The 22,359-nt window shown below is 67.4% G+C and carries 21 protein-coding genes; 12 read left to right on the top strand and 9 right to left on the bottom strand.

The genetic code is table 11. The annotated features are described in order from the left end of the window. Positions 1–5: 5 nt before the first annotated feature. Positions 6–533 carry a hypothetical protein gene (locus tag ACR2JI_RS06270; RefSeq protein ID WP_526389140.1) on the bottom strand — a complete coding sequence of 176 codons (528 nt, stop codon included), beginning with the start codon at positions 531–533 and terminating at the stop codon, positions 6–8. A 40-nt stretch (positions 534–573) separates the two neighbouring features. Between ACR2JI_RS06270 and ACR2JI_RS06265 the strand changes: the two genes are divergently transcribed. Further along, positions 574–828 (top strand): hypothetical protein, encoded by a 255-nt coding sequence (locus ACR2JI_RS06265; protein ID WP_526389138.1) that lies wholly within the window; start codon positions 574–576, stop codon positions 826–828. Between the two features lie 7 nt (positions 829–835). On the opposite strand, the gene ACR2JI_RS06260 is transcribed toward ACR2JI_RS06265, so the two are convergent. Continuing rightward, the gene (locus tag ACR2JI_RS06260) at positions 836–1,633 is read right to left on the bottom strand and encodes an SDR family oxidoreductase (RefSeq protein ID WP_526389136.1); all 798 of its coding nucleotides are present in this window, start codon (positions 1,631–1,633) and stop codon (positions 836–838) included. 96 nt (positions 1,634–1,729) lie between these two features. Here ACR2JI_RS06260 and ACR2JI_RS06255 point away from each other — a divergent pair, with 96 nt between their 5' ends. From ACR2JI_RS06255 to ACR2JI_RS06225, 7 genes are all read left to right on the top strand, one after another. Beyond that, positions 1,730–3,667, top strand: coding sequence for an acetoacetate--CoA ligase (locus ACR2JI_RS06255; protein WP_526389134.1), 1,938 nt, complete (start codon positions 1,730–1,732; stop codon positions 3,665–3,667). A gap of 145 nt (positions 3,668–3,812) precedes the next feature. Then, positions 3,813–4,802 carry an enoyl-CoA hydratase/isomerase family protein gene (locus ACR2JI_RS06250; RefSeq protein WP_526389132.1) on the top strand — a complete coding sequence of 330 codons (990 nt, stop codon included), beginning with the start codon at positions 3,813–3,815 and terminating at the stop codon, positions 4,800–4,802. After that, on the top strand, positions 4,799–5,926 hold the full coding sequence (locus ACR2JI_RS06245; protein ID WP_526389130.1) for a CoA transferase: 1,128 nt from the start codon (positions 4,799–4,801) through the stop codon (positions 5,924–5,926). Before ACR2JI_RS06250 ends, ACR2JI_RS06245 begins: the two co-directional genes overlap by 4 nt. After that, positions 5,920–7,197 (top strand): amidohydrolase family protein, encoded by a 1,278-nt coding sequence (locus ACR2JI_RS06240; RefSeq protein WP_526389128.1) that lies wholly within the window; start codon positions 5,920–5,922, stop codon positions 7,195–7,197. The genes ACR2JI_RS06245 and ACR2JI_RS06240 overlap by 7 nt, the downstream gene beginning before the upstream one ends. A 239-nt stretch (positions 7,198–7,436) precedes the next feature. After that, positions 7,437–8,246 carry an MlaE family ABC transporter permease gene (locus ACR2JI_RS06235; protein WP_526389126.1) on the top strand — a complete coding sequence of 270 codons (810 nt, stop codon included), beginning with the start codon at positions 7,437–7,439 and terminating at the stop codon, positions 8,244–8,246. Continuing rightward, positions 8,246–9,103: an MlaE family ABC transporter permease gene (locus ACR2JI_RS06230; protein WP_526389124.1), complete on the top strand. Its 858-nt coding sequence runs from the start codon at positions 8,246–8,248 to the stop codon at positions 9,101–9,103. Before ACR2JI_RS06235 ends, ACR2JI_RS06230 begins: the two co-directional genes overlap by 1 nt. A gap of 3 nt (positions 9,104–9,106) precedes the next feature. Further along, positions 9,107–9,532, top strand: coding sequence for a hypothetical protein (locus ACR2JI_RS06225; protein ID WP_526389122.1), 426 nt, complete (start codon positions 9,107–9,109; stop codon positions 9,530–9,532). An 82-nt stretch (positions 9,533–9,614) separates the two neighbouring features. Here ACR2JI_RS06225 and ACR2JI_RS06220 read toward each other — a convergent pair whose 3' ends face one another. After that, positions 9,615–10,034 (bottom strand): Rv2576c family protein, encoded by a 420-nt coding sequence (locus ACR2JI_RS06220; RefSeq protein WP_526389120.1) that lies wholly within the window; start codon positions 10,032–10,034, stop codon positions 9,615–9,617. A 55-nt stretch (positions 10,035–10,089) separates the two neighbouring features. Beyond that, complete coding sequence (locus ACR2JI_RS06215) at positions 10,090–10,731, bottom strand: Rv1363c family protein (RefSeq protein WP_526389118.1); 642 nt, start codon at positions 10,729–10,731, stop codon at positions 10,090–10,092. A gap of 128 nt (positions 10,732–10,859) precedes the next feature. On the opposite strand from ACR2JI_RS06215, the gene ACR2JI_RS06210 reads away from it, so the two are divergent. From ACR2JI_RS06210 to ACR2JI_RS06200, 3 genes are all read left to right on the top strand, one after another. After that, a complete protein-coding gene (locus ACR2JI_RS06210; RefSeq protein ID WP_526389116.1) occupies positions 10,860–11,489 on the top strand; it encodes an Rv1363c family protein in 630 nt (209 codons plus the stop codon). Continuing rightward, the gene (locus ACR2JI_RS06205; protein WP_526389114.1) at positions 11,486–12,094 is read left to right on the top strand and encodes a twin-arginine translocation pathway signal; all 609 of its coding nucleotides are present in this window, start codon (positions 11,486–11,488) and stop codon (positions 12,092–12,094) included. Before ACR2JI_RS06210 ends, ACR2JI_RS06205 begins: the two co-directional genes overlap by 4 nt. Positions 12,095–12,167: 73 nt before the next feature. Continuing rightward, positions 12,168–13,190 (top strand): Acg family FMN-binding oxidoreductase, encoded by a 1,023-nt coding sequence (locus ACR2JI_RS06200; protein WP_526389112.1) that lies wholly within the window; start codon positions 12,168–12,170, stop codon positions 13,188–13,190. Here ACR2JI_RS06200 and otsB read toward each other — a convergent pair. Further along, on the bottom strand, positions 13,187–17,188 hold the full coding sequence (gene otsB / locus ACR2JI_RS06195; RefSeq protein WP_526389110.1) for a trehalose-phosphatase: 4,002 nt from the start codon (positions 17,186–17,188) through the stop codon (positions 13,187–13,189). The genes ACR2JI_RS06200 and otsB overlap by 4 nt on opposite strands. Before the next feature lie 116 nt (positions 17,189–17,304). Here otsB and ACR2JI_RS06190 point away from each other — a divergent pair, with 116 nt between their 5' ends. Next, positions 17,305–18,180 (top strand): universal stress protein, encoded by an 876-nt coding sequence (locus ACR2JI_RS06190; protein ID WP_526389108.1) that lies wholly within the window; start codon positions 17,305–17,307, stop codon positions 18,178–18,180. A gap of 72 nt (positions 18,181–18,252) precedes the next feature. Here ACR2JI_RS06190 and ACR2JI_RS06185 read toward each other — a convergent pair whose 3' ends face one another. The 4 genes from ACR2JI_RS06185 to ACR2JI_RS06170 are packed head-to-tail and all read right to left on the bottom strand — an operon-like array spanning position 18,253 to position 22,346. Further along, positions 18,253–19,791 carry a GAF domain-containing sensor histidine kinase gene (locus tag ACR2JI_RS06185; protein ID WP_526389156.1) on the bottom strand — a complete coding sequence of 513 codons (1,539 nt, stop codon included), beginning with the start codon at positions 19,789–19,791 and terminating at the stop codon, positions 18,253–18,255. Between the two features lie 56 nt (positions 19,792–19,847). Then, positions 19,848–20,492, bottom strand: a complete 645-nt coding sequence (gene dosR / locus ACR2JI_RS06180) for a hypoxia response regulator transcription factor DosR/DevR (RefSeq protein ID WP_526389106.1) — start codon at positions 20,490–20,492, stop codon at positions 19,848–19,850. Positions 20,493–20,529: 37 nt separating this feature from the next. Continuing rightward, entirely contained in the window at positions 20,530–21,363 is an 834-nt protein-coding gene (locus ACR2JI_RS06175; protein WP_526389104.1) for a universal stress protein, read from the bottom strand. Between the two features lie 8 nt (positions 21,364–21,371). Continuing rightward, positions 21,372–22,346, bottom strand: a complete 975-nt coding sequence (locus ACR2JI_RS06170) for a 1-phosphofructokinase family hexose kinase (RefSeq protein WP_526389102.1) — start codon at positions 22,344–22,346, stop codon at positions 21,372–21,374. Positions 22,347–22,359: the final 13 nt, after the last annotated feature.

Below are 22,359 nucleotides of genomic sequence, written 5' to 3'. Positions count from 1 at the left end.
GTCGACTACTTGCAGAGTTCGACGAGTTGTTTGGTGGTCTTGTCGGCCTCGGCCAGCCGGGCCGTCTGCTCAGGATTGTCGTTGTTCTGGCCGGCGAGGTAGTACTGCGCGATCGTCTGAAGCTGGTCGGCGAACGCGGTGAGCGGCTCGGCGAGGTCGGCCGGGGTGTTGGATGCCAGCTTGCTGCGGATGTAGTCCGCCCCGCCCGCCATGGCGAGTCGGGCATTGGCCGCCACCGCCTGCTGGGCCACCGGATCGGGTCCGATGTCGATGCGGGACTGCAGTGCGACGCCATTGCTCACCAGGAAGAAGGCGCTGCAGGCCTGCGCCTTGGGGTTGGCGACGGCGGGGTTGCCGACGCTGGGCGGCTCAGGCGCGGGCTTGAGTAGCGCCCAGCCGGCCGCACCGGCAGCCAACAGCGAGACAACCAGGGCCAACGGCGCGATCCAGCGTGCCGCTCCGGGGCCCTTCGCCGCCGGCTGCGGCGGATACGGGTAGTTGGCCGGGTAGGGCGTCGGCTCGGGCAGAGACATGGCGAAGATGCTACGCGTACCGTTGACGGGGGAGACAAGGATGACGACAGCGAACAAACTGGCATGGGTGGTGTCCGGCGCCGTGGTGGCGGCCGGGGTCGCCGTGAGTCCCGCGGCGTCTGCTCAGACCTGCGCGCCGGGCTTCATCCCCAACCCGTACTCAGCGCAATGTTTGGCACCGGTCAGCACCGCCACGATCAATGGTGTGCCGTGCGTGCCCAGCAATATCGGGCTGTGCAGTTCGTTCGTGCAGAATCAGCAACCCCGCCGGGCGCCGGTCGCCACTGTCGGCTGAACTCGGCTCAGGACTTCGACACCGTCTTGTTCATCAACCGCTGAACCCAGTTCGGTGACACCTGGGACAAGCTTGCGAGGAGTTTGGTCTGCCGTCCCACCGGGTAGTGCACCTTGGGCAACCACTCGCGACCGGGGTGGGTGGCGGAGTAGATGGATTCGGCGACATCCTCGGCGGTCAGGTGTACGCCCAGGGATTTGGTGCTGCCGGTCTCCAGGCCATCGACCATCGCGGTCTGGACGAATAGCGGCCACATCGCGATCACCCGGATCCCGTAGCGGCGCCACTCGAGTTCCAGTGCCTCGGTGAGTCCCCGGACGCCGAACTTGGTGGCGGAGTAGACGGCCAATTCGGGTTGGCCGTAGATCGCCGAGGCCGAGCACAGGTTCACCACCTGGGCACCTGCGGTGTCGCGCAGATAGGGGAACGCCGCATGCAGTCCGGCCATCACGCCGTAGAAGTTGATATCGACCATCCGGCGCTGCTCAGCCAGCGGGATCTGCTCGAAGCGTCCGGAGCTGAGCACGCCGGCATTGTTGACCAGGATGTCCAACCGGCGCGACCCACCGGTGAACGCCCTGAGCTGTTGGTCCCAGTCGTCGGCGTCGGTGACGTCGAGCTCGCCGATGGCAACCTCGCCGCCGCGGTTGGTGATCTCGTCACGCAGGGTCGCCAGGCCGGCCAGATCAACGTCATAGGCGCCGACCCGGTATCCACGGCGGGCGAACTCCAGCGCCGTCGCCCGGCCGATTCCGGCGGCGGCTCCGGAGATGAATACCGTCGGTGCCGCTGAGGCAGATGTCATGTCCCGAATCTAGCCGCAGTCCTGATCATGACGGCAATCCAAATGGCGATGTGAACGGCCCTGTCTCGTAAGGTTGCGGGTCGTGGGGTGCATCTGATGGGCGCGGAAACTCGGACTGACGAGCCGCAATGGCGACGATTCGCCGCCGCGTCGGCACGTCACGGCGCTCCCGCGGGCGGGTACGCCGAACTGTGGCACTGGTCGGTGGAGAACCCCGCCCGATTCTGGCGGGCGGTCTGGGAATTCTTCGACATTCCGGCCGGGAACGCGCTGGCCGAGGGTGAATCGGCTGTGCTTGCCGATGCCGCCATGCCCGGCGCGCGCTGGTTTCCCGGTGTCACGTTGAACTACGTGGAGCAGGTGTTGCGGCAGTGCGACCGCGACGGTGTCGCGATCATCGGCATCGACGAGGAGGGTGCCCGGACCGAGATCGCGTGGCGGGATCTGCCGGGCCGGGTCGGTGCGGTGGCTGCTGAACTTCGGCGCCTCGGCGTCGGAGTCGGGGATCGGGTGGCGGCGTATCTGCCCGACGTGGCGGAGGCGGCAGTCGTCTTCCTGGCCACCGCGGCCGTCGGCGCGGTGTGGTCCAGCTGTGGGCAGGACTACGCCCCGCAGGGTGCTGCTTCCCGGCTCGCTCAGCTCGAGCCGAAGGTTCTGTTCAGTGTCGACGGCTACCGACTCAACGGCCGTTGGCACGACAAGCGTTCGGAGACAGACGAGTTGCTGGCTCTGCTGCCCGGCAGTCCGGAGTTGATCCGCCTCGACAGCGAGGACTATCTGCGGCTGGTAGCTCAACCGGTTTCCCCTGCGGTCACAGTTGTGCCGTTCGATCACCCACTGTGGGTGCTGTTCACCTCCGGCACCACCGGGCGGCCCAAGGGCATCGTGCACGGCCATGGAGGGGTGGTCCTCGAACACCTCAAAGCCGCCGCCCTGCACGGCAACCTCGGACCGGGAGACGTCTTCTTCTGGCAGACCGCATTGAGTTGGATGATGTGGAACTTCCGCACCGCCGGACTGCTGTGTGGTTCGACGGTGGTCTGCTACACCGGTCACCCGATGTATCCCGACCCCGGCCGGCTCTGGGAACTTGTGCACCTCGAAGGAGTCACCTACTTCGGTACCAGCCCGGGTCATCTGCTGGCCGGCCGGAAGGCTGGTTTGCATCCGGGCGCCGACCATGACCTGAGCCGGTTGCGCACGCTGGGCAGCACCGGCTCGCCGTTGCCGGCCGACCTCTACGAGTGGGCGAAAGCCCAAGCGGGCCAACATATCGAGATCTCGTCGATCAGTGGCGGAACCGACGTCGTGACGGCCTTCGCCGGTGGCACCGCCGGTGTTGCTGCGCACCCGGGCGAGTTGACGACCCGTTATCTGGGTGTGGCTCTGCATAGCTGGTCGCCGGCGCGACAGCCGCTCATCGACGAGGTAGGTGAAATGGTCATCACCGCTCCGATGCCGTCCATGCCGATCGGATTCTGGGATGATCCAGACGGATCACGTTACCGTGCAGCCTATTTCGACCATCAATGGGACGACGGACCGGCGCCCGGCGTGTGGCGCCACGGGGACTGGGTGACAATCACCGATCGCGGTTCGGTCATCATCCACGGCCGCAGCGACGCCACCCTGAATCGGCACGGCATCCGGATGGGCTCAGCCGACATCTACGAGGTTGTCGAGGGCATCGACGCGGTGACCGAGGCCTTCGTTATCGGGATCGACGGGCCCGGCGGCGACTACTGGATGCCGCTGTTCGTGACGATGGCCGAGGGTGTGGATCTCGATGAGGGACTGATCGGGACCATCCGCACCCGCATCCGGACCGTGCTCTCGCCCCGGCACGTCCCCGACGAGGTCATAGCCGCACCCGGGATACCCCACACCCGCACCGGGAAGAAGCTTGAGGTGCCGGTCACCGCGATCATGGCCGGTCACAGCGAGGTGTCACTGGATCCCCGCTCCGTCGACCGGCCCGATCTGATTGATTGGTACCGGGAGCAGGGGTTGCGGCACCGCTGGAACGGGGCCTGACACCCTGACCCGGCCCTACACGCGTTCCCTTCGGAACGGATAGGTCTTTGTGCCGCCCGGTGAGCCGTCGCGACAGCTTGGTTAAACCATTCGGCGGCAGTTCCTTCTTCCGCGTTAGAGTTCGGCGGAAAGGCGGCGGACAGCGATGAATCTTGACCTCGATCATTCGTCGGTATTGGGTCTGCAGCTGGTCGACCTCGAATCCGTTGACCGTGACGTCGACCTCCACGCGGGGCCGGTGGTCGCGGTCGGCTCGGCGGCAGTCATCGGCTCTGAACGGGCCCAGCCATGGGTGCAGCGTGCGACGTTCACTCTCAGCTCCGAGCCGGTGACCGATCCTCGTGTTGTCACGGTGCCCTCCGTCGAGGCTGCGACCGAGGAACTGGCACGGCGGGTTCGCCGATGGCCGCAGGCGGCATCGATATGCGACGACGTCCTGCGTGCCGCGCAGCCTGACGCGCCGGTCTGGACCGGTGTCGCAGCCGAGTCGCTGGCCTATTCGACGTTGCAATCGGGTCGCGAGTTCGCCACCTGGCTGGCAAGCCGGGGTCCGGCAGTGCCGGCGCCGACACCCGATCCTGTTGTCGCAGAGCGGGATGGCAACGTTCTGCACATCTGGTTCAACCGCCCGGAACGTCACAATGCGTTCAGCACTGACATGCGTCAGGCGCTTCTCGATCTGCTGGCGGTTGCTGTTCATGACCCCTCGATAGAGCAGGTGGTGATCGCCGGCCGGGGTCCGTCGTTCTGCAGTGGGGGCGATCTCGCCGAGTTCGGCACCTTTGAGGACCCGGCGAGCGCGCACGTAGCCCGGACCCGCCATAGTCCGGCACTTGCCCTCAGCGTGTTGTCGTCGCGACTGGGCGAGTGGCTCGTCGCCCGGGTGCACGGGCGGGTGATCGGCAGCGGCCTGGAGATGGCTGCGTTTTGCGGACGAGTCGAAGCGCACCCCGATTCCCAGATGGCGCTGCCGGAACTGTCGCTCGGCCTGATTCCGGGGGCCGGTGGCACCGTGAGCATCACGCGACGGATCGGACGTTGGCGCACCGCTTATCTCGTCCTGTCAGGGCAGCCCGTGTCTGCGCAGACCTGCTTGGAGTGGGGCCTGGTCGATGCGATCACAATGAGTGGGTGACGGCGTTCGAGATCCCGGCCCGGGTCGTGGCCCGCGCCCGCGTGGACTGTGCCTCGATCACCGACTCCATCACGGAACTTGGGGGACAGCCGGTCGAGATCGATGCCGACGAACTCATCACAGGGCGGTCAGCGCTACTCGGACTGGGTGCGCCGACCCGGATCTCCTGTGGCGGCGCGAGCCAGTTACTGGAAGGCGTCGATGGATGGTGCGCACTCACGTTGAGTCGGCCCGCCGACGTCGACGCCGTTCCCGCACTTCTGGAGGACGATAGCGCGAGCGCGGATCCATGGGAGAGCCTTACCGCCGCCGTCGCACTGCGCCGGGTCGGCGATGTCGTGGCCAGAGCACGGCTGCTGGATATCCCTGCGGCGGTTCTGGGCGAGGTGCGGGCCGCGGAACCGATCATCACAGTTGGTCAAACAGGTGCCAATCGCCCACTGCATGAGGTGCTGGTCGTCGATATGTCGTCCATGTGGGCGGGACCGCTGTGCGGACGACTGCTGGCATCGGCCGGCGCCACCGTGGTCAAGGTCGAGAGTCCCGGCCGGCCAGACGGCACCCGCGGCGGCCACGCCGGATTCTTCGACTGGGTCAACAGCGAAAAGCTGGTCTTCGCCGCACCGTTCGGATCGGGTGAACTCGCCCCGCTGCTGAGGGCGGCCGATGTCGTGATCGAGGGCTCACGCCCGGCGGCCCTGGCGCGCAACGGCCTAGGCCCTGACGTCATACCCGCCCGGCCCGGACGAATCTGGTTGCGGATCAGTGGTTATGGCAGCAGTCATCCGCAGCGGGTCGCTTTCGGCGACGATGCCGCGGTGGCAGGTGGCCTTGTCGTCGAATCCGGCACCGGACCGATGTTCTGTGCGGACGCCATTGCCGACCCACTGACCGGGATCACCGCCACCGCCGCGGTGCTGGCTGCGCTCGGAACCGGTGGCGGCGCCGTTATCGACGTCTCGTTGGCTGCCGTCGCAGCCAGTTACGCGCAGGCCACCGGTCCTGATGGGATGCTCACCCTTGAGGCCCGTGCGCCGGTACTACCCGTGATACCGGCTGGGCCGCTGGGCGCCGATAACGACCGCGTCCGCACCATGGTCGAGAAGCGTCTCGCCGCATGCTGATTCGCCAGGCGACACTGCTTGACGGTCGTATCGCCGATGTGCGATTGGCCGAACGCATCGCCGAGATAGCGCCGGCACTGGCCCGCGAACCCGGCGAACTTGTGATCGAGGCCCGGCGAGGTACCTTGCTGCCCGGGTTGCATGATCACCATATTCATCTGCGAGCGGCAGCGGCGGCTATGGACTCGGTGATGGTGGGGCCACCGGACGCGCACACTCCGGACGATTTTGCCGCCGCCATCGCCGCCGCCGCGGACGATGGGGATGGCTGGATCCGGGCGGTGGGCTACCACGAGTCGGTGGCAGGCCGACTCAACCGGCACGTCCTCGACGCGCTGTGCCCATCGAAACCCCTTCGTGTGCAGCACCGCAGCGGCGCGATGTGGATCCTCAACACCGCGGCACTGGACCGCATCGGTGCCGCCTCCCATCCCGACGGACGGTTTTCCAGCGATGATCTCCGGCTGGCCGCCGCGATACCCCGTCGCGATCCGGATCTGCGCGAACTCGACCGCCGGCTGGCCGGATACGGTGTCACCGGAGTCACCGATGCGACACCCGATCTCGACCCCGATGACATCACGAACCTTCGCGGAGCGATCCGGCAGCGCGTGTCATGCCTATCTCCCGGAAAGAAAATCCTCTCCGATGGCCAGCTCGATCTCGAGGCCCTGACCGACTGGATCGCATTGCGCCGCAATGGCGATCACCCGGTGGCGATCCACTGTGTGACCGTCGCTCAGCTTGTTGTGGCAATTGCCGCACTACGGGCTGCGGGCACACATCCGTCGGATCGCATCGAGCATGCCGCGATGGTGGATCGGGACAACATCGAAGCACTCGCGGACCTGGGAGTCACCGTGGTGACCCAGCCGAATTTCGTTGCTGAACGCGGTGACCAGTACCGCTGCGACATCCCCGTCGACGATCAGGACCAGCTGTGGCGGATCCGATCCCTGATACGTGCCGGCATTACCGTGGCCGGCAGCACGGATGCCCCGTTCGGCGGAATCGATCCGTGGGCGGCGATGCGCGCCGCGGTGCGCCGGACGACGGCCGGGGGACATATCGTCGGAGCTGCCGAAGCCCTCACTCCGCTGCGCGCCCTGCAACTGTTTCTCGGGTCTGCGGATCAGCCGGGCCGAATCCGTGAGATCGCGATCGGGCAACCGGGCGATATCTGCCTGCTCTCAGTTCCGCCGGCCACCGCATTGGCTGAACTCTCGGCCGGGATGGTCGAGTTGACCGCGGTGGCCGGACAGGTCCTGTGACCGTCGTGCGGCTGATCCAATGAGCACGGGGTCGAGGCCGGTGAACTGGAGGTGGTGGCAAACCCTGCTGCGAGATGGGGCTGGAATGGCACCGCATCATCGAACTCAGCAAAACCGGCGCCGTGACCCGGGAACATGTGACCTTCTCATTCAAGCCCGGGGCGGGTCCGGCGTGAGTCATACTCGGACGGTTGCGCAGCAGGTCGCCGAGGTGGCAGTTGCAGGAAGGCCGGGCTCTCATGGCAGTTAAAGGACCAGATCGCTGGTCCCCGGGGATTTCGCTGCGCGGCGGCGTAACGGGACCCATGCAGGGCATCGGTGGGCTGTTCGCGATGTCGGCGGACGCGGTGCGATTCGCATTCCGGCGCCCGTTTCAGTGGCAGGAGTTCGTCAACCAGTCGTGGTTCGTCGCCCGGGTGTCGCTGGCGCCGACGCTGCTGGTGGCGATTCCGTTCACGGTGCTGGTCTCGTTCACGCTGAACATCCTGCTGCGGGAATTGGGTGCGGCTGACCTCAGTGGTGCCGGTGCCGCCTTCGGTGCGGTCACCCAGGTGGGGCCGTTGGTGACGGTGCTGATCGTGGCCGGAGCCGGTGCGACAGCGATGTGCGCGGATCTGGGATCACGCACGATCCGCGATGAGATCGAGGCCCTGGAGGTCATGGGTATCAACCCGGTGCAGCGGTTGGTGACACCCCGGATGCTGGCGTCGGGATTGGTGGCACTGCTGCTGAATTCACTGGTGGTGATCATCGGGATCCTGGGTGGGTACGTGTTCTCGGTGTTCGCCCAGGACGTCAATCCCGGCGCGTTCGCTGCGGGTATCACGCTGCTGACCGGGGTGCCGGAGGTGATCATCTCCTGTGTGAAGGCGGCCCTGTTCGGTCTGATCGCCGGGTTGGTGGCGTGCTACCGCGGGTTGACGATCTCCGGCGGCGGCGCCAAGGCGGTCGGTAATGCGGTCAACGAAACCGTGGTGTACGCCTTCATGGCGTTGTTCGTGGTCAACGTCGTGGTGACCGCCATCGGTATCCGGATGTCGGCGCGCTGATGTCGACGGTGTCTACGCTGCGTGGGGTGTACCCGCGTCTGGTCAACCAGATCGACCGGCCCCGCCGGTGGTTCGCCCGGCTGGGCGACCGGACCCTGTTCTACGGGCGATCGCTGGCCGGGGTGCCGTACGCGGCGGTGCACTTCCGTCGCGAGATCATCCGATTGATCGCTGAGATCTCCATGGGTGCCGGCACCTTGGCGATGATCGGTGGCACAGTGGCCATCGTCGGATTCCTCACCCTGGCGGCCGGCGGAACACTGGCGGTGCAGGGGTACAGCTCGCTGGGCAATATCGGCATCGAGGCGTTGACGGGCTTCCTCGCCGCCTTCATCAATGTGCGCATCTCGGCGCCGGTGGTGGCCGGTATCGGGCTGGCGGCCACCTTCGGCGCCGGTGTGACCGCACAGCTGGGCGCGATGAGGATCAGTGAAGAGATCGACGCTCTCGAGGCGATGGCGATCCGCCCGGTGGAGTACCTGGTATCGACTCGGATCGTGGCCGGCATGATCGCGATCACTCCGCTCTACTCGATCGCGGTGATCCTGAGCTTCCTGGCTTCCCAGTTCGTCACGGTGGTCCTCTTCGGCCAGTCCGCCGGGCTCTATGGGCATTACTTCAACACGTTCCTCAACCCGACCGATCTGCTGTGGTCGTTTCTGCAGGCGGTGTTGATGGCGATCACGATCTTGCTGATCCACACCTATTACGGCTATTTCGCCTCCGGTGGACCGGCCGGGGTGGGGGTCGCCGTCGGCAACGCCGTGCGCACCTCGCTGATCGTGGTCGTCTCGGTCACGCTGCTGACCTCACTGGCCATCTACGGCGCCAACGGCAACTTCAACCTGTCCGGGTAGACGATGACGACATCACCGACCTTCATCCGCGAAAGTGGGACGCTGCGTTCGACCGTTGCGGCTTTCGCCCTACTGCTTGTGGCGGGGTCGGTGCTGCCGGCACCGGCATCTGCCGACACGGCGGAGTGCCATGACGCTTTCTGCACGCCGGGAATCACTGCCGGGGTTGTGCTCGGGGCGCCCTGTTCGGACACCTCCTACTACGTGTTCGGCGTCGACAACCGCAATGGTTGGGGACGGCTGGTCTTCTGCGGCTCGCCGCGACGCTACGAACCGCGCTACTTTCGCTCCCCGCCGATGATGGGCGTCAAGGAGTTCATGAGTGATTGCTCGGGCATGGACAACACCGTCGCCCAGGCTCCGGACGGAATGTTCCTGACATGTGGACTCGAAAACCACGAGAGCGTCTGGGTTCGCGGCGACGCTTAGACGGCGGCCGTCACCGGTGACGAATCGGGCACCGTCACCGGTGACGAATCGGGCACCGTCACCAGTTGCGAAGCGGGCACCGTCACCAGTTGCGAATCGAACACAGCGCGCCCTTGCTGCCGGAGTTCGTCACCACGACGACCCCGTCGACGGCCAGGACGCAGTGAAAGTTCGGTGGATTCTTGGACAGGCCGCTGGTCCCAACCACCATGGCCCACTGGTCCGGGTTGGCCAATTGAACGTTGAGCACCCATGGGTTATCCGGTCCGGTGTCGGCTGAGATTTGTGGGCTGAATTCGTAGGGGTTATGGCTGTAGTCGGCATATGAGGGCGGTTCGGTATCCCGGTAGAAGATCTTGGCGCCGGGAAACGGCTTCTCGGTGAAGATCGAGTAGGTGACCTGGTGAAGCACCGGCTCATCGGCATTCGCCGCAGACGTACCGGGGCCCCCTGCGACGGCTGCTGTCAGCACGATCACCGACGCGATGCGGGTAAATCCCATAGCGCAGTTTTGCACGCGGGAGCAGCCGGCTCCCACTGATTTGCCGAAGTCGCTCTCAGACGAATTCGACGGCCGACATCTTCATCTGACCACCGTCGCGTTCCATGGTCACCACCACCCGCCAGACCCGCGGCTGCTGCTGCGACTGCGGCGCCTGCGGGCCCTCCCGCTGCGATGTCGCCGAGACCAGGACCACCGCCGAGTCGGCGGTCATCGAATCCACCGCCACATCGTTGACGGAGGCCCTGGTGACGATCTTCTCCTCCTGCACCGCCTTGACGAAATCGTCTGCGGTCTCCTCGAAATTGCTGCGGAACCGTCCGGTCGAGCTGTCGAGGACGCGCTGCACGGTCTCCCGGGCGGTGCCGTAGTCCACCGACATCAGGTTGATCACACCCTGGCGCGCGATCGCGGTGTACTCGGCCACCTGCCGGCGTTGTTGCTCGGCGGAACGATGTGCCCAGAGCATGTAGCCGGTCGCCGACAACAGCGCCGCGGTGGCCAGCGTCGCGATCAGAGGAGCGATCAGCGAACGCAGTGGTGCCCGGGGCTGCGGATCGGGCTTCGCAAGATCTTCCAGCGTGCGGCGCAGTTCTGCGGCGCGGGCCGCGGCCGCCTCTGCGCGGGCTTCGGCGTCGGCGACTGCCGCCTCGGCGACCTGCGCCGAGCCGTCGGCAGCGGATTCGCTGGCCGTCATCGGATCTCCTCACCGTTGGGCTCAGCTTAGGACGCCAGCCGAAGGGCAGCGGCCCAGGGGCGTCTAGGATCAGCAGACTTCGAGGTTCCCAGGAGGATCGCCCATGTCCAGCATCGCCGCCCAGACGCATGCCGGCTGAGTTTGACGAACCCGCGTCGGTGACCCGGGTGCTGGCCGAGCTTGCCGAGGCTGAGGCGGATGAGGCGCAGGCCCGCGCCGATGCTGATCGCGCCCGAACCGAAGCCGACCTACTTGGCGCCGATTCGCCCTCGGGACGACCGCGGTCGATGATCGCGCTGGCGGTCGCCGCACTGCTCATCGGCGCAGCGATCACCGCGACCGCCCTGATGCTGTGGCAGCACCGCGGCGTGGCCGCGCATCGCTCGGCGGACAACCAGTTCGTCGACGCCGCCCGTACCGGGGTGGTGGCCTTGCTCTCCATCGACCATACGAAGGCCAAGGAGGATGTTGCGCGCATCCTCGATCTGTCCACCGGTCCGTTCCGGGCCGACTTCGCCCGACGTGCCGACGATTTCATCCAGACAGCCGAGCAGTCCAAAGCGGTCACCAAGGGCTCGATCAGCGTTGCGGCGCTGGAGTCGTCGGCTGCTGATAGCGCAGTGGTGCTGGTCGCCGCGAGTTCGCAAGTGACCAATACCAGTGGGGCGAAGGAGGATCCGCGGCCGTGGCGGATGAGCGTGACAGTGACCCGGGACGGGGACAAGGTGAAGATGTCGGATGTGGAGTTCGTGCCGTGAGCGAGAACGAGAACGAGATCGAGGCCAGCGAGGTCGTCGAAACCATCGAGGTCGACGAGTCGGGCACCGAACCCACTGAGCCCGAGTACGACCCGGTGATCCACTCTCAGCCGGCCGCGCCTCGGCGTAGCCGGCTGACACTGTTCACCGCCGTGGCACTGCTGCTGTCGGCAGTGCTGGCCGGATCGGTCTACTGGTTCATCTTCCGCACCGACCGGTTGACCGATCAGGGCGCGCAAGAGGGCGCACTCGATGCCGCCAAGAGTGGCACCGTGGCGCTGCTGACGTACTCCCCGGACACTGTCGACAAGAATCTCGCCGACGCTAAATCCCGGCTCACCGGCGATTTCCTCAAGCAGTACAGCGAATTCGCCGACCAGACGGTCCTGCCGGCCGCCAAGGAACGCGGTGTCAAGACCGAGGCCACCGTCGCCCGCGCCGCGGTGTCCCAGATGCAGCCGGGCCGCGCACAGGTTCTGGTGTTCGTCAATCAGGTCACCACCAGCCGGGAACGGCCGACTCCCGCGCTGGCCACCAGCAGCGTCATCGTGACACTGGCCGAGCACGACGGTCATTGGCTGATCTCGGATTTCAAGCCCGTATAGACCGCGCAAAGTCCCGGCAGCTGGGGACTTCCGGCCCTGTCGATGTCGGGTGCCCACCGGCCACAGTGACATCGTGAGCGTGGCGTTTCCCGACCCTGAAACGGTTCGGGCTGTCCTCACACTGGCGGGCCGGGCGCCGTCGGTGCACAACTCCCAGCCGTGGCACTGGCGGGTCGGCACGGACAGTCTGCAACTCCACACCGACCCCACCCGGCACCTGCCCACGACCGACCCGGACCGCCGCGACATGGTGCTCAGCTGTGGTGCGGCCCTGCACCACTGCACGGTCGCGCTGGCGGCGATGGGTTGGCATGCCAAGGTGCACCGGCTGCCCAACGGGTCGGAGCCCGACCATCTGGCCACCATCGAGGTCACCGCGCAGGCACCCGACGAGCTCGAGATCATGCTCGCCGCGGCGATCACCCGGCGCCGGACCGACCGCCGCAACTACAGCTCCTGGCCGGTGCCGTGGGGTGACATCGCACTGATGGGCGCCCGCGCCGCCCGCGCCGGGGTGATGCTGCGCCAGGTCGATCTGATCCCGCGGCTCGCGGCCATCGTCGCCGATTCGGTGTCACAGCACGCCACCGATGCCGACTATCTCGCGGAGTTGAGCGCATGGAGCGGGCGGCACGGTTCGGTCACCGGTGTACCGGCCCGCAATACCCCCGACCCGGACCCGGCGGCGGCGATCCCATCCCGAGTATTCGCCGGACCTGCGCTTCGCCAGCCGGCCGCGACGCCGTCGGGGGAGGACAGCGCCGTGGTGATCGTGCTCGGTACCGAGCACGACGACGAACTTGCCCGGCTGCGGGCGGGGGAGGCCACCAGCCTGGTGCTGCTCTCGGCGACCGCGATGGGGCTGGCGTCCTGCCCGGTCACCGAGCCGCTGGAGATTCCGTCGACCCGAGACGCGGTCCGCGTGGACGTGTTCGGTGACAGTGGCCATCCGCAGATGATGGTCCGGTTGGGCTGGGCCGCGGTCGGGGCGGACCCGCTGCCGGCCACGCCGCGCCGTCCCCTTCCGGAGGTCGCCGACTGGCCGCACGACGGCGGGTTCACCGTCGGCTCTGATCCGGTCAGCCGGGCCGGTTAGCCGAAACGCAGGGTGCTGCCCGCAGTCAGGGTCTGCACCTCCCCGCGGCACTCCACCTCGATCGGTGGAAGATCACAGGGGTCGACACTGATCTCGGTGCCGCGGCCACGGATCGTCAGATGCAGGAGATAACCGCGGTAGTAGATCGGCATCCGTAGTGCACCAAGGCTTTCCGGCCACAGCGGATTGATGATCAGGCGGTCGGCGCGGGTCTCCAGTCCGGTCAGGCAGCGCTGCAGAAGGTCGATGCTGCCGGCCATCGCCGCGATATGAATCCCCTCGGCGGTCGTGCCGCCCTGGATGTCGGCGACGTCGGAGGCGAGTACCTGTTGGAAGTAGCGCATCGCGCGTTCGCGGTCGCCGCGGGCCAGCACCCAGGCGTGCACCACCGAACTCAGCGTGGAGCCGTGCGAGGTGCGGTGCAGGTAGTAGTCGACGGTCCTGGGGATCTGTTCGGGCGTGAAGCGATAGCCCATCCGCGCGAAGAGCTCCCGCAACTCGTCGGCGGAGAGCAGATAGAACAGCATCAGCACGTCGGCCTGCTTGGAGGCCTTGTAGCGGTTGACGCTGTCGTTGTCAGCCTCCAGTATCCGGTCCAGGCGGCCGATGTTGCCGTGCCGCTCGCGCAGACCGTGCCAGTCCAGTTCGGCGAGATCGCCGTAACCCTCGAACTGACTGATGACACTCCCGACGGGATCTTCGCCGGCACCATCGGCCGAGTGGAACGGGACATACATCCGGCGGCTGACGTCGTCCCAGCGGTCCAGTTCGCTACCCCGGATTCCGAGTGACTCCAGCAGGTCCAACCGCTCGCGCAACGGCAGGGCGTCGAGGGCGTCGAGGGCGCGGATGATCACCCAGACCGCCATCACATTGGTGTAGGCGTTGTTGTCGATCCCGTCATAGGGCGCATCGGGATACCCGGAGTGGAATTCGTCGGGACCGATGACCCCGCGAATCACATAGCGGCGACGGCGTTCATCGAATTCCGCACGGCTGACCCAGAACCGGGCGATCTCGGCGAGCATCTCGGCGCCGTTCTCGGTCAGGTATTCCAGGTCTCCGGTCACCTGGTAGTACTGCCAGACGTTGTAGGCGACCGCGATCCCGATGTGGTGGGCGCGGGCACTGGCATCGGGGTTCCACCGGCCGGAGTTGGGGTTCAGGTGCAGCTTCTGGCTCTCCTCCCGGCCGTCGCTGCCGGACTGCCACGGGAACATCGCGCCGGCGAATCCGGCCTGCCGGGCAGCGCGGCGTGCTTCGGGCAGTCGCCGGTAGCGGTAGCGCAGCAGCGAACGTGTGATGGCCGGGGAACGCAGGTTCAGCACCGGGAAGACGAACAATTCGTCCCAGAAGATGTGGCCGCGGTAGGCCTCGCCGTTGAGGCCGCGGGCCGGCACCCCGGCGTCGAGATCCTCGGCACGGTTGGGCACGGTCTCCAACAGGTGCAGCATGTGTAGGCGGACCACCCGCATGGCGTCGGGATCGTCATCGAAGTCGATGTCGAAGCGCTCCCAGAGGTGCGCCCACTCGCGGACGTGGCCCTCGCGGAGGTCGCTGTAGCGATCGAGTTGGAGGAGCAACCGGGCTGCGGCGTCGCCAGGTTCGGAGATGGCGGTGTCGAGGCCGGTGAAAATGGTGGCCAGCTTCTCCACGGTGACCGACTCGCCGGCCTGCAGTGCCACGACACAGTCATGGCCGGTTCGGCGCGGCTCGTCGACGAACCGGCGATCGGCGGCCAGCGGCTCCTCGCCGCGCCAGACGGTGGTTCGGGCCGCCACCGCGATCGGGATCCTGGACTGTACGGTCTCGCACACCAGCAGGGCGGAGTCCTCGGACAGCTCCCGGGTTGAGGTGGCGACCAGGTGGTCGCTGGAAAGGTCGCGGTAGCGGTCGACTCCGCAGTTGCGGATGTCACCGTCGATCAGCGACAGGAATTCCACTGTGCCTGACCAGTTCTCGGCCCAGATGGTGGTCTCCACAGCGCAGGCGTGTGGTAGGTGTGCGGCCGCGACACGGCGCTGCAGCACCCGGGTGCTGCGTCCGGCCGGGTCGCGGAAGCGGAAGTCCCGTACCAGTTCGGCGTGCCGAAGGTCCATGGTCTGCTGGTAGCTCAGCACCTCGGTGTTGTCGATGTCGAACCAGTCGTCGCCGTTGATGCGGAATTTCAGTGAGAGCCAGTTCGGCAGATTGACAAGGCTCTCGTTCTCGATCCGGACGCCGGCGATCTCGTCGGTGAGTCGGTTGTAAAGACCTGCCGCGTAGGTTCCCGGGTAGTGCAGCGGCCCGGCGTCGGCCTCCGGTGCGCACCCGCGGGTGGCCCGGTAGCCGTTACCCACCGAACACAGCGTCTCGCGCAGCTTCTCCTGCTCGGGGATGTAACCGCCGAAGGTGAATGTCCAAGGGCTACTGCGGGTCTGGTTGTCGATGTCGGATTGACTGACCATCCGGCCGATGAACTCGCGGACATGGTCGGGGTCGGTCAGAGCGAAGCGGGCCGCGGTAGATCGGTCGCCGTCCTCGCTGTGTTGCACCACGATCCCGATACCGTCGTGCAGAACCGCATCGAAGGCGTCCTCATCAGTCAGGTCATCGCCGATGAAGATCGGCAGCAGGGTCTCGTCCCCGTCGACCTCGCGGGCGATCCACTCGAGCGTTTTCCCTTTGTCCCAGTCCAGGTTCGGGCGCAGTTCCACGACCATCCGCCCGGAGGTCACCCGCAGCCCACTGCGGCGGCCGACTTCGTGGACGGCGGCGGTGACGGCGGCCGCGGAGCCCTCGGCCGCGTTGCGGTAGTGCACGGCCACCGCATACTGCTTGTGCTCAACCACGACGCCGGGGATCTCCGAGAGCCGCTCGGTCAGCTCGGCGGCGGCGCGTTCGAGTGCGGGCACGGCCAGCGCGGCGGTTTCGTTGTGGTGGTAGACGCCGTCCGGGTCGACCATCTCGAAGCCGTGGCTTCCGGCGTACCACAGGCCCGGAATACCGATCCGCGCCCGGATGTCGTCGAGGCCTCGCCCGGACAGCACCGCGACCGGGTACAGCGCCGCCAGCGAGCGCAGTGCCTCGTCGGCGCCCGGCACCAGCGTGGCCGCGGCCGGGTCCTCGACGATAGTGGACAGGGTTCCGTCGAAGTCGAAGAAGAACGCCGGCCGTCGTGCTGACGCGACCCCGGCGATCTGCTCGAACGACGCCAGGGCGTCGGGAAGAGCCGACATCCGCCGGTCGCTGTCGCGCACTGAGACTTCGGCCAGGTCCCCGATGACCGCATCGGCACCACATTCCCGCAACTGGATGCCCGTGGTGCCGGTGCGGTCGACGCCGAGCACCAGACCGAACCCGCCGGCCCGCGCCGCCCGCACGCCGGCTTCGGCGTCCTCCACCACGACGCTGCGCCCGGGACGCACACCGAGCCGACGTGCTGCCTCGAGCAGGATCGCTGGTTCCGGTTTGCCGGGCAGGCTGAGTTCGGCGGCCACGACACCGTCGACGCGGACTCCGAAAAGGTCTGTCAGCCCGGCGGATTCAAGCACCAGCGCAGCGTTGCGGCTGGCCGAGATGACGGCCACCCGCACGCCCGCGTCGCGCAGTCGTCGCACCAGGGCGACAGTGGATGCGAATACCGGAACCCCGGCGGCCACCCGGTCCAGGAACAGTTCCTGCTTGCGATTGCCGAGGCCGCAGATGGTCTCCCGTTCGGGGCCGTCGGTATCCGCCCCCCACGGCAGTGCGACGCGACGCGAGGACAGAAAGTCGCGCACGCCGTCATACCGCGGCTTTCCGTCGATGAAGTGGCGATAGTCCGTAGCCGTGAAGGGGTCATGGTTCTCGGCTTGCAACGGCGCGCGACTGCTCAGATAGCTGTCGAAGAGTTCCTGCCAGGCGGCCTCGTGCACGGCCGCGGTGTCGGTGATGACGCCGTCGAGGTCGAATAGGACCGCATCGTGGTAGCGGGGGTCGATAGCGACTCCTGAGGTACCGGCCGGGTCGCTTCCCATGGGCCGACGATATCGGTGATGAGGCCGTTCGTCGGTCAGGTAGGGGACAAATGGCTCCTGCCGCCAATCCGGCCCTCGGTCTACAGTTGAGCCACACCATCGAAAAGGGGGCTCAAATGTCCACTGCGCCAAGCACTCGGCCGATAGTCGTCGGAGTCGACGGATCGGCGGAGTCGAAGGTCGCTGTCGACTGGGCGGTGCGCAACGCGGCTATGCGGCGGACACCGCTGAAACTGGTCAATGTGCTCAACCCGCCGGTGGTGATGGCCTTTCCCGAGGTTCCGATGCCCGCGGGATTCCTCAAGTGGCAGGAGGAGGAGGGCCGAAAGGTGCTCGACACCGCCCTGACAGCCGCCCGTGCGGCCGCGCCCGATATCGAGATCAGCACTGAAATGGTGGCCGGACCGTCTGTTCCGACCCTGGTGGAGGAGTCCAAGAACGCCCAGATGATCGTGGTGGGCTGCCGCGGTCGCGGTGCCCTGGCGCGCGGTCTACTCGGGTCGGTCAGCACCGCCCTGGTCCACCACGCGTTGTGTCCGGTGGCGATCATCCACGACGCGGATCCGTTGATGCCGCACCCCTCCCAGGCCCCGGTGGTCGTCGGACTCGACGGGTCCCCGGCCTCGGAACAGGCGGTGGCCATCGCCTTCGAGGAGGCGTCGTTCCGCGGTGTTGAACTGGTGGCCGTCTTCTCCTGGAGCGACACCGGCGTCTTCGAGTTCCCCGGCGTGGACTGGTCCACCCAGCAGTCGCTGGCCGAGGAGACCCTCAGCGAACGACTCTCCGGTTGGCAGGAGCGCTACCCCGACGTGTTGGTGCGCCGTGTGGTGGTCGCCGATCGGCCGGCGCACCAGTTACTCGAGCAGTCCGAATCGGCTCAGCTTCTCGTGGTGGGAAGTCACGGCCGCGGCGGCTTCGCCGGGATGCTGCTTGGCTCGGTGAGTACCGCGGTGGTGCACGGCGCCAGGACACCGGTGATCGTCGCGCGGTGACGATGCCGGCCGCGGCCGGAGGAGGAACCGGGCAATCCGGTTTCGCGCGGTGACGATGCCGGCCGTGACGCGCTAGGTAAGCGGTGCGCTCCACCGCAGCACGGTGCCGCCGTCCGGTGCAGGGCTGATCGTCAACTCGCCACCCATCTGCTCGGCCCGGCTGCGTAGGTTGTTCAGGCCGCTCGCCGTCACATCGGCCGGCATGCCACAACCGTCGTCGGTCACCTCGATGGCCAGCTCGTCTTCGACCCGAATCGTGACTGCGACGCCAGTCGCACCGGCGTGCCGGACCGCGTTGCTGACGGCCTCCCGGACCACCGCTTCGGCATGATCGGCCAGGGTGCTGCCCACCACAGACAGCGGGCCGATGAACTGCGCCGTGGTTCGCGGCCCGGTGCCGGAGAATCCCGCGATGGCTTCGGTGATCCGCTGTCGCAGCCGGGTGGTGCCAGCGGCGCCGCCGTGCAGGTCGAAGATCGTGGTGCGGATGTCCCCGATCACGCTCTGCAACTCGTCGACGGTGTCGGCCAGCCGATCGGCGACCTCGGGGGAGTCGGTGCGCGCGATGGTGCCCTGCAGTGCCAGGCCGGCCGCGAACAGCCGCTGGATCACGTGGTCGTGCAGATCCCGTGCAATACGGTCCCGGTCGGCGACCAGATCGAGTTCGCGCATCCTGCGCTGGGTGCCGGCCAGCTGCCAGGCCAGTGCGGCCTGATCGGCGAAGGCCGCCATCATGTCCAGTTGTTCGGCGGTGAACTCCGGCCCATCCTCGCGGCGCAGCACCACCACGACGCCGGCGACCTTCTCGGTGGTGCGCAGCGGCACCACCAGTGCAGGCCCGGCGGACGCCATCAGGTCGGTCGCCATCGCTTGCAGACGCCGCGGTGTCCGGTCGGTGAAGGTTTCCCCGATCACGGTTCCCGTCATGCCGATCGACCGCGATTCCTCGGATGGGCTTGCCGACCCCGCCGTCTCCACCACGACCAGTTCGTCAACCTCACCCGGTACCGCCACCACCGCGGCATCAGCTCCGGTGAGCTTGACCGCGTCTTCGGCGATCAGCCGGAAAACCTGCCCCGGTTCGTCACCGGCCAGCAGGCGGGTGGCGATGTCCCGGGTCGCCGCGATCCAGGACTGCCGCGCTCGGGACTGCTCATAGAGTCGGGCATTGTCGATCGCGATTCCGGCCGCCGCGGCGAGTGCCTCGGCCAGTACCTCATCCTGCTCGGTGAAGGGCAGGCCGTCGATCTTCTCGGTCAGGTAGAGGTTGCCGTAAACCTCCTCGCGGATCCGGATCGGCACCCCCAGGAATGTGCGCATCGGCGGATGGTTCGGCGGGAATCCCACCGAGGCCGGGTGTGACCGGATGTCGTCGAGCCGGATCGGCAACGGGTCGTCGATCAGAAGGCCCAGCACTCCGCGGCCGGAGGGTAGTTCTCCGATCCGTTGGCGTCCCTCCTCGTCGATACCTTCGGCGATGAAGCCGACGAGTGCGTGAGCCTCGCCGCGGACCCCCAGTGCGCCGTAGCGGGCCGACACCAGATCCGTCGCGGTCCGCACGATGGTCGTGAGGGTCTCGTCGAGTTCCAATCCGGAGGTGACGGCGAGCATCGCCTCCAACAGCGCGTCGCGCAGTGGCGGAGTCGGATGGTCCCCCGGCACGGTGGTCAGCGGTCCCGGTGCCGCTGGCCCAGTTTGGAGGCGAACACCGCCGCCTGGGTGCGGCGTTCCATCCCGAGCTTCGCCAGCAGCCGCGACACATAGTTCTTGACCGTCTTCTCCGCCAGGAACATCCGTGCGGCGATCTGCTTGTTGGTCAGACCTTCTCCGATCAGACCCAGCAGCACCCGTTCCTGGTCGGTGAGTCCCGACAGCGGATCGGAACGTTCGGCGGCGCCCCGCAGTTTGGCCATCAGGGCCGCGGCGGCACGGTTGTCGAGCAGTGAACGCCCGGCCCCGACGTCCTTGATCGCCTTGGCCAGCTCCATCCCCTTGATGTCTTTGATCACGTACCCGCTGGCGCCGGCCAGAATGGCGTCCAGCATGGCCTCGTCGGAGGTGAACGACGTCAGCATCAGGCATCGCAGTTCGGGCATCGCGGAGAGGAGTTCGCGGCACAGTTCGATGCCGTTGCCGTCCGGCAGCCGGACGTCGAGCACCGCGACATCGGGCCGCAGCGTCGGGATCTGGGCGATCGCCGCGGCGACCGAACCCGCTTCGCCGATCACCTCCAGATCGGGGTCTGCGCCGAGCAGGTCGATCAGCCCGCGGCGGACCACCTCGTGATCGTCGACCAGGAAGACCTTGACCATGCTCGCAACGATATCCCGCTGGTCCGTTCGATTCGGGTCATAACAGCCGCTGCCGGTCGACGACCAGCACCGAGCAGTCGGTGTCGCCGAGGGCTGTCAGTCCGGGCGGGCCGAGCAGTTCACCGACGCCGACTGCGTTGCGGGCCCCGACCACGATCAGCTGGATCTTCTCGGCGTTGCGCTCCAGATAGTTCAGCATGCTGCCGTGCACCGCGACCGGACGTACGTCGAGGTCGGGATAGCGCTGCCTCCACTGTGACAGGCGGCGGTCCAACTGCGCGCGGACCAGCCGGTTGCCGTCGGCGACCGCATGGTCGTCGTGGACATCGGTGAAGCGCGACTGCCAGGCGCCGAGCACCCGCAGCGGCGCACCCCGCAGCCGGGCCTCCTCGACGCCGAACCCGAGCACGGTTGCGCTGTCGGGCGTCTCGTCGAGTTCGACCGTCACCCAACCCGGGCCGGTATCAGCTGGACGGCTGGATCTGCGAACCACCGCGACCGGGCAGTGTGCAGAGGCCGCCAGCGCGCCGGCGGTCGAGCCGACCCGGAGGTGATCGGCATGGGTGAGTCCGAGGGCACCGACGCAGATCATCGCGGCGGTCCGGGATTCATCCAGAAGAGCCGGGATCGGGGCGCCCGCCAGGATTGCGGTCTGAATCCGCACCGCCCGGCCGTCGGAGTTGACCGCCTGGGCGGCGGCGCGCAGGCTCTGCCGTGCGCGATCGTCGGAGTCCGAATCGGCCACCGCCACCAGTCGCAGCTCGATATCGCGGCTGAGCGCCTCGTCGATGGCCCACAGAGCCGCCCGCGCCGAGTCCGGTGACCCGTCGACGCCGACCACGATCGTCGGTGCCGTGAACGATTCGGGCATGCGCCTCCCTATGACCCCTCCATTGTGACCAGATCCACGTCCACCGGCGCGGGGGCCTCCCCGAAGAGCCGCTCGGTGTCCCCCCGGGTGCACGGCGCGGTGCCCGGGGTGAGCAGCATGGCCGCACCGGCCGCGACCCCGAGTCGGGTCGACTCGGTCAGCGACCAACCCCGGATCAGGCCGACGGCCACTCCCGCCATCATGGCGTCACCGGCGCCCACACCGCTTCCGGGCGGCACCGGCACCGCCGCGAACCGCTGCGCGGCGTCGCGGCTCACCAGAAGCGCACCCTCGGACCCCCGCGACACCAGTACATGCCGGGCGGCGCCGCGTTCGATCAGCCCGTGGGCCGCTGCGAGCTGATCGGCCTCGGTGCTCAGAGCCCGGCCGGTGCAGTCGCGCAGTTCCCGCACGCTGGGCTTGAGTAGAAACACCCCGGCGTTGACATGTTTGAGGCCACCGCCGGAGGTGTCGAGTGCGAACAGCGCGCCGAGTTCCGCGCAGGCGTCGGAGACCTGTTGGTAGAAGTCCTCCGGAACGCCCGGTGGCAGGCTGCCGCTGGCGACGACGATGGATGCCGACGCCGCCGCGCGGCGCAGCTGTAGCAGACACTCGGTCTGCTCGGTCACGGTCAGCTGCGGTCCGGGCAGCACGAACCGGTACTGACGTTCGCTGCTGAGCTCGTCGACGGTGAAACTCTCCCGGGTCGATCCGCCGATCGGAACTCGCTGCACCGCAACGCCTTCGGCGACGAGCAGGTTGTGCACCAGTTCGCCGGCCGGTCCGCCCGCCGGAAACACCGCTGTCGAGGTGGCGCCCAGCACCTGTGCGACGTGGGCGACGTTGATCCCACCGCCGCCCGGGTCGTATCGGGCGGCCGCGCAGCGCAGCTTGTCGGTCGGGCGCACCACCTCGGTGCTGGTGGTGATATCCAGCGCCGGGTTCATGCAGAGGGTGACGATCCGGTGCCCGGTCACGTCCACGCTGTGGCGCCTT

The sequence above is a fragment of the Mycobacterium sp. genome (assembly GCF_051006775.1).
Classification (GTDB): Bacteria; Actinomycetota; Actinomycetes; order Mycobacteriales; family Mycobacteriaceae; genus Mycobacterium.
Note: the sequence above shows the minus strand (reverse complement) of the source record. Positions and strands in the feature narration are given on the sequence as shown.

What these genes read in the sequence shown, in the direction of transcription:
- ACR2JI_RS06190 (WP_526389108.1), top strand. Translation starts at nt 17,305, where the DNA reads ATGTCCACTGCGCCAAGCACTCGGCCGATAGTCGTCGGAGTCGACGGA.
- ACR2JI_RS06260 (WP_526389136.1), bottom strand. Translation starts at nt 1,633, where the DNA reads ATGACATCTGCCTCAGCGGCACCGACGGTATTCATCTCCGGAGCCGCC.
- ACR2JI_RS06215 (WP_526389118.1), bottom strand. Translation starts at nt 10,731, where the DNA reads ATGACGGCCAGCGAATCCGCTGCCGACGGCTCGGCGCAGGTCGCCGAG.
- ACR2JI_RS06220 (WP_526389120.1), bottom strand. Translation starts at nt 10,034, where the DNA reads ATGGGATTTACCCGCATCGCGTCGGTGATCGTGCTGACAGCAGCCGTC.
- ACR2JI_RS06265 (WP_526389138.1), top strand. Translation starts at nt 574, where the DNA reads ATGACGACAGCGAACAAACTGGCATGGGTGGTGTCCGGCGCCGTGGTG.
- otsB (WP_526389110.1), bottom strand. Translation starts at nt 17,188, where the DNA reads ATGGGAAGCGACCCGGCCGGTACCTCAGGAGTCGCTATCGACCCCCGC.
- ACR2JI_RS06235 (WP_526389126.1), top strand. Translation starts at nt 7,437, where the DNA reads ATGGCAGTTAAAGGACCAGATCGCTGGTCCCCGGGGATTTCGCTGCGC.
- ACR2JI_RS06185 (WP_526389156.1), bottom strand. Translation starts at nt 19,791, where the DNA reads ATGCTCGCCGTCACCTCCGGATTGGAACTCGACGAGACCCTCACGACC.
- ACR2JI_RS06250 (WP_526389132.1), top strand. Translation starts at nt 3,813, where the DNA reads ATGAATCTTGACCTCGATCATTCGTCGGTATTGGGTCTGCAGCTGGTC.
- ACR2JI_RS06175 (WP_526389104.1), bottom strand. Translation starts at nt 21,363, where the DNA reads ATGCCCGAATCGTTCACGGCACCGACGATCGTGGTCGGCGTCGACGGG.
- ACR2JI_RS06270 (WP_526389140.1), bottom strand. Translation starts at nt 533, where the DNA reads ATGTCTCTGCCCGAGCCGACGCCCTACCCGGCCAACTACCCGTATCCG.
- ACR2JI_RS06230 (WP_526389124.1), top strand. Translation starts at nt 8,246, where the DNA reads ATGTCGACGGTGTCTACGCTGCGTGGGGTGTACCCGCGTCTGGTCAAC.
- ACR2JI_RS06255 (WP_526389134.1), top strand. Translation starts at nt 1,730, where the DNA reads ATGGGCGCGGAAACTCGGACTGACGAGCCGCAATGGCGACGATTCGCC.
- ACR2JI_RS06240 (WP_526389128.1), top strand. Translation starts at nt 5,920, where the DNA reads ATGCTGATTCGCCAGGCGACACTGCTTGACGGTCGTATCGCCGATGTG.
- dosR (WP_526389106.1), bottom strand. Translation starts at nt 20,492, where the DNA reads ATGGTCAAGGTCTTCCTGGTCGACGATCACGAGGTGGTCCGCCGCGGG.
- ACR2JI_RS06225 (WP_526389122.1), top strand. Translation starts at nt 9,107, where the DNA reads ATGACGACATCACCGACCTTCATCCGCGAAAGTGGGACGCTGCGTTCG.
- ACR2JI_RS06210 (WP_526389116.1), top strand. Translation starts at nt 10,860, where the DNA reads ATGCCGGCTGAGTTTGACGAACCCGCGTCGGTGACCCGGGTGCTGGCC.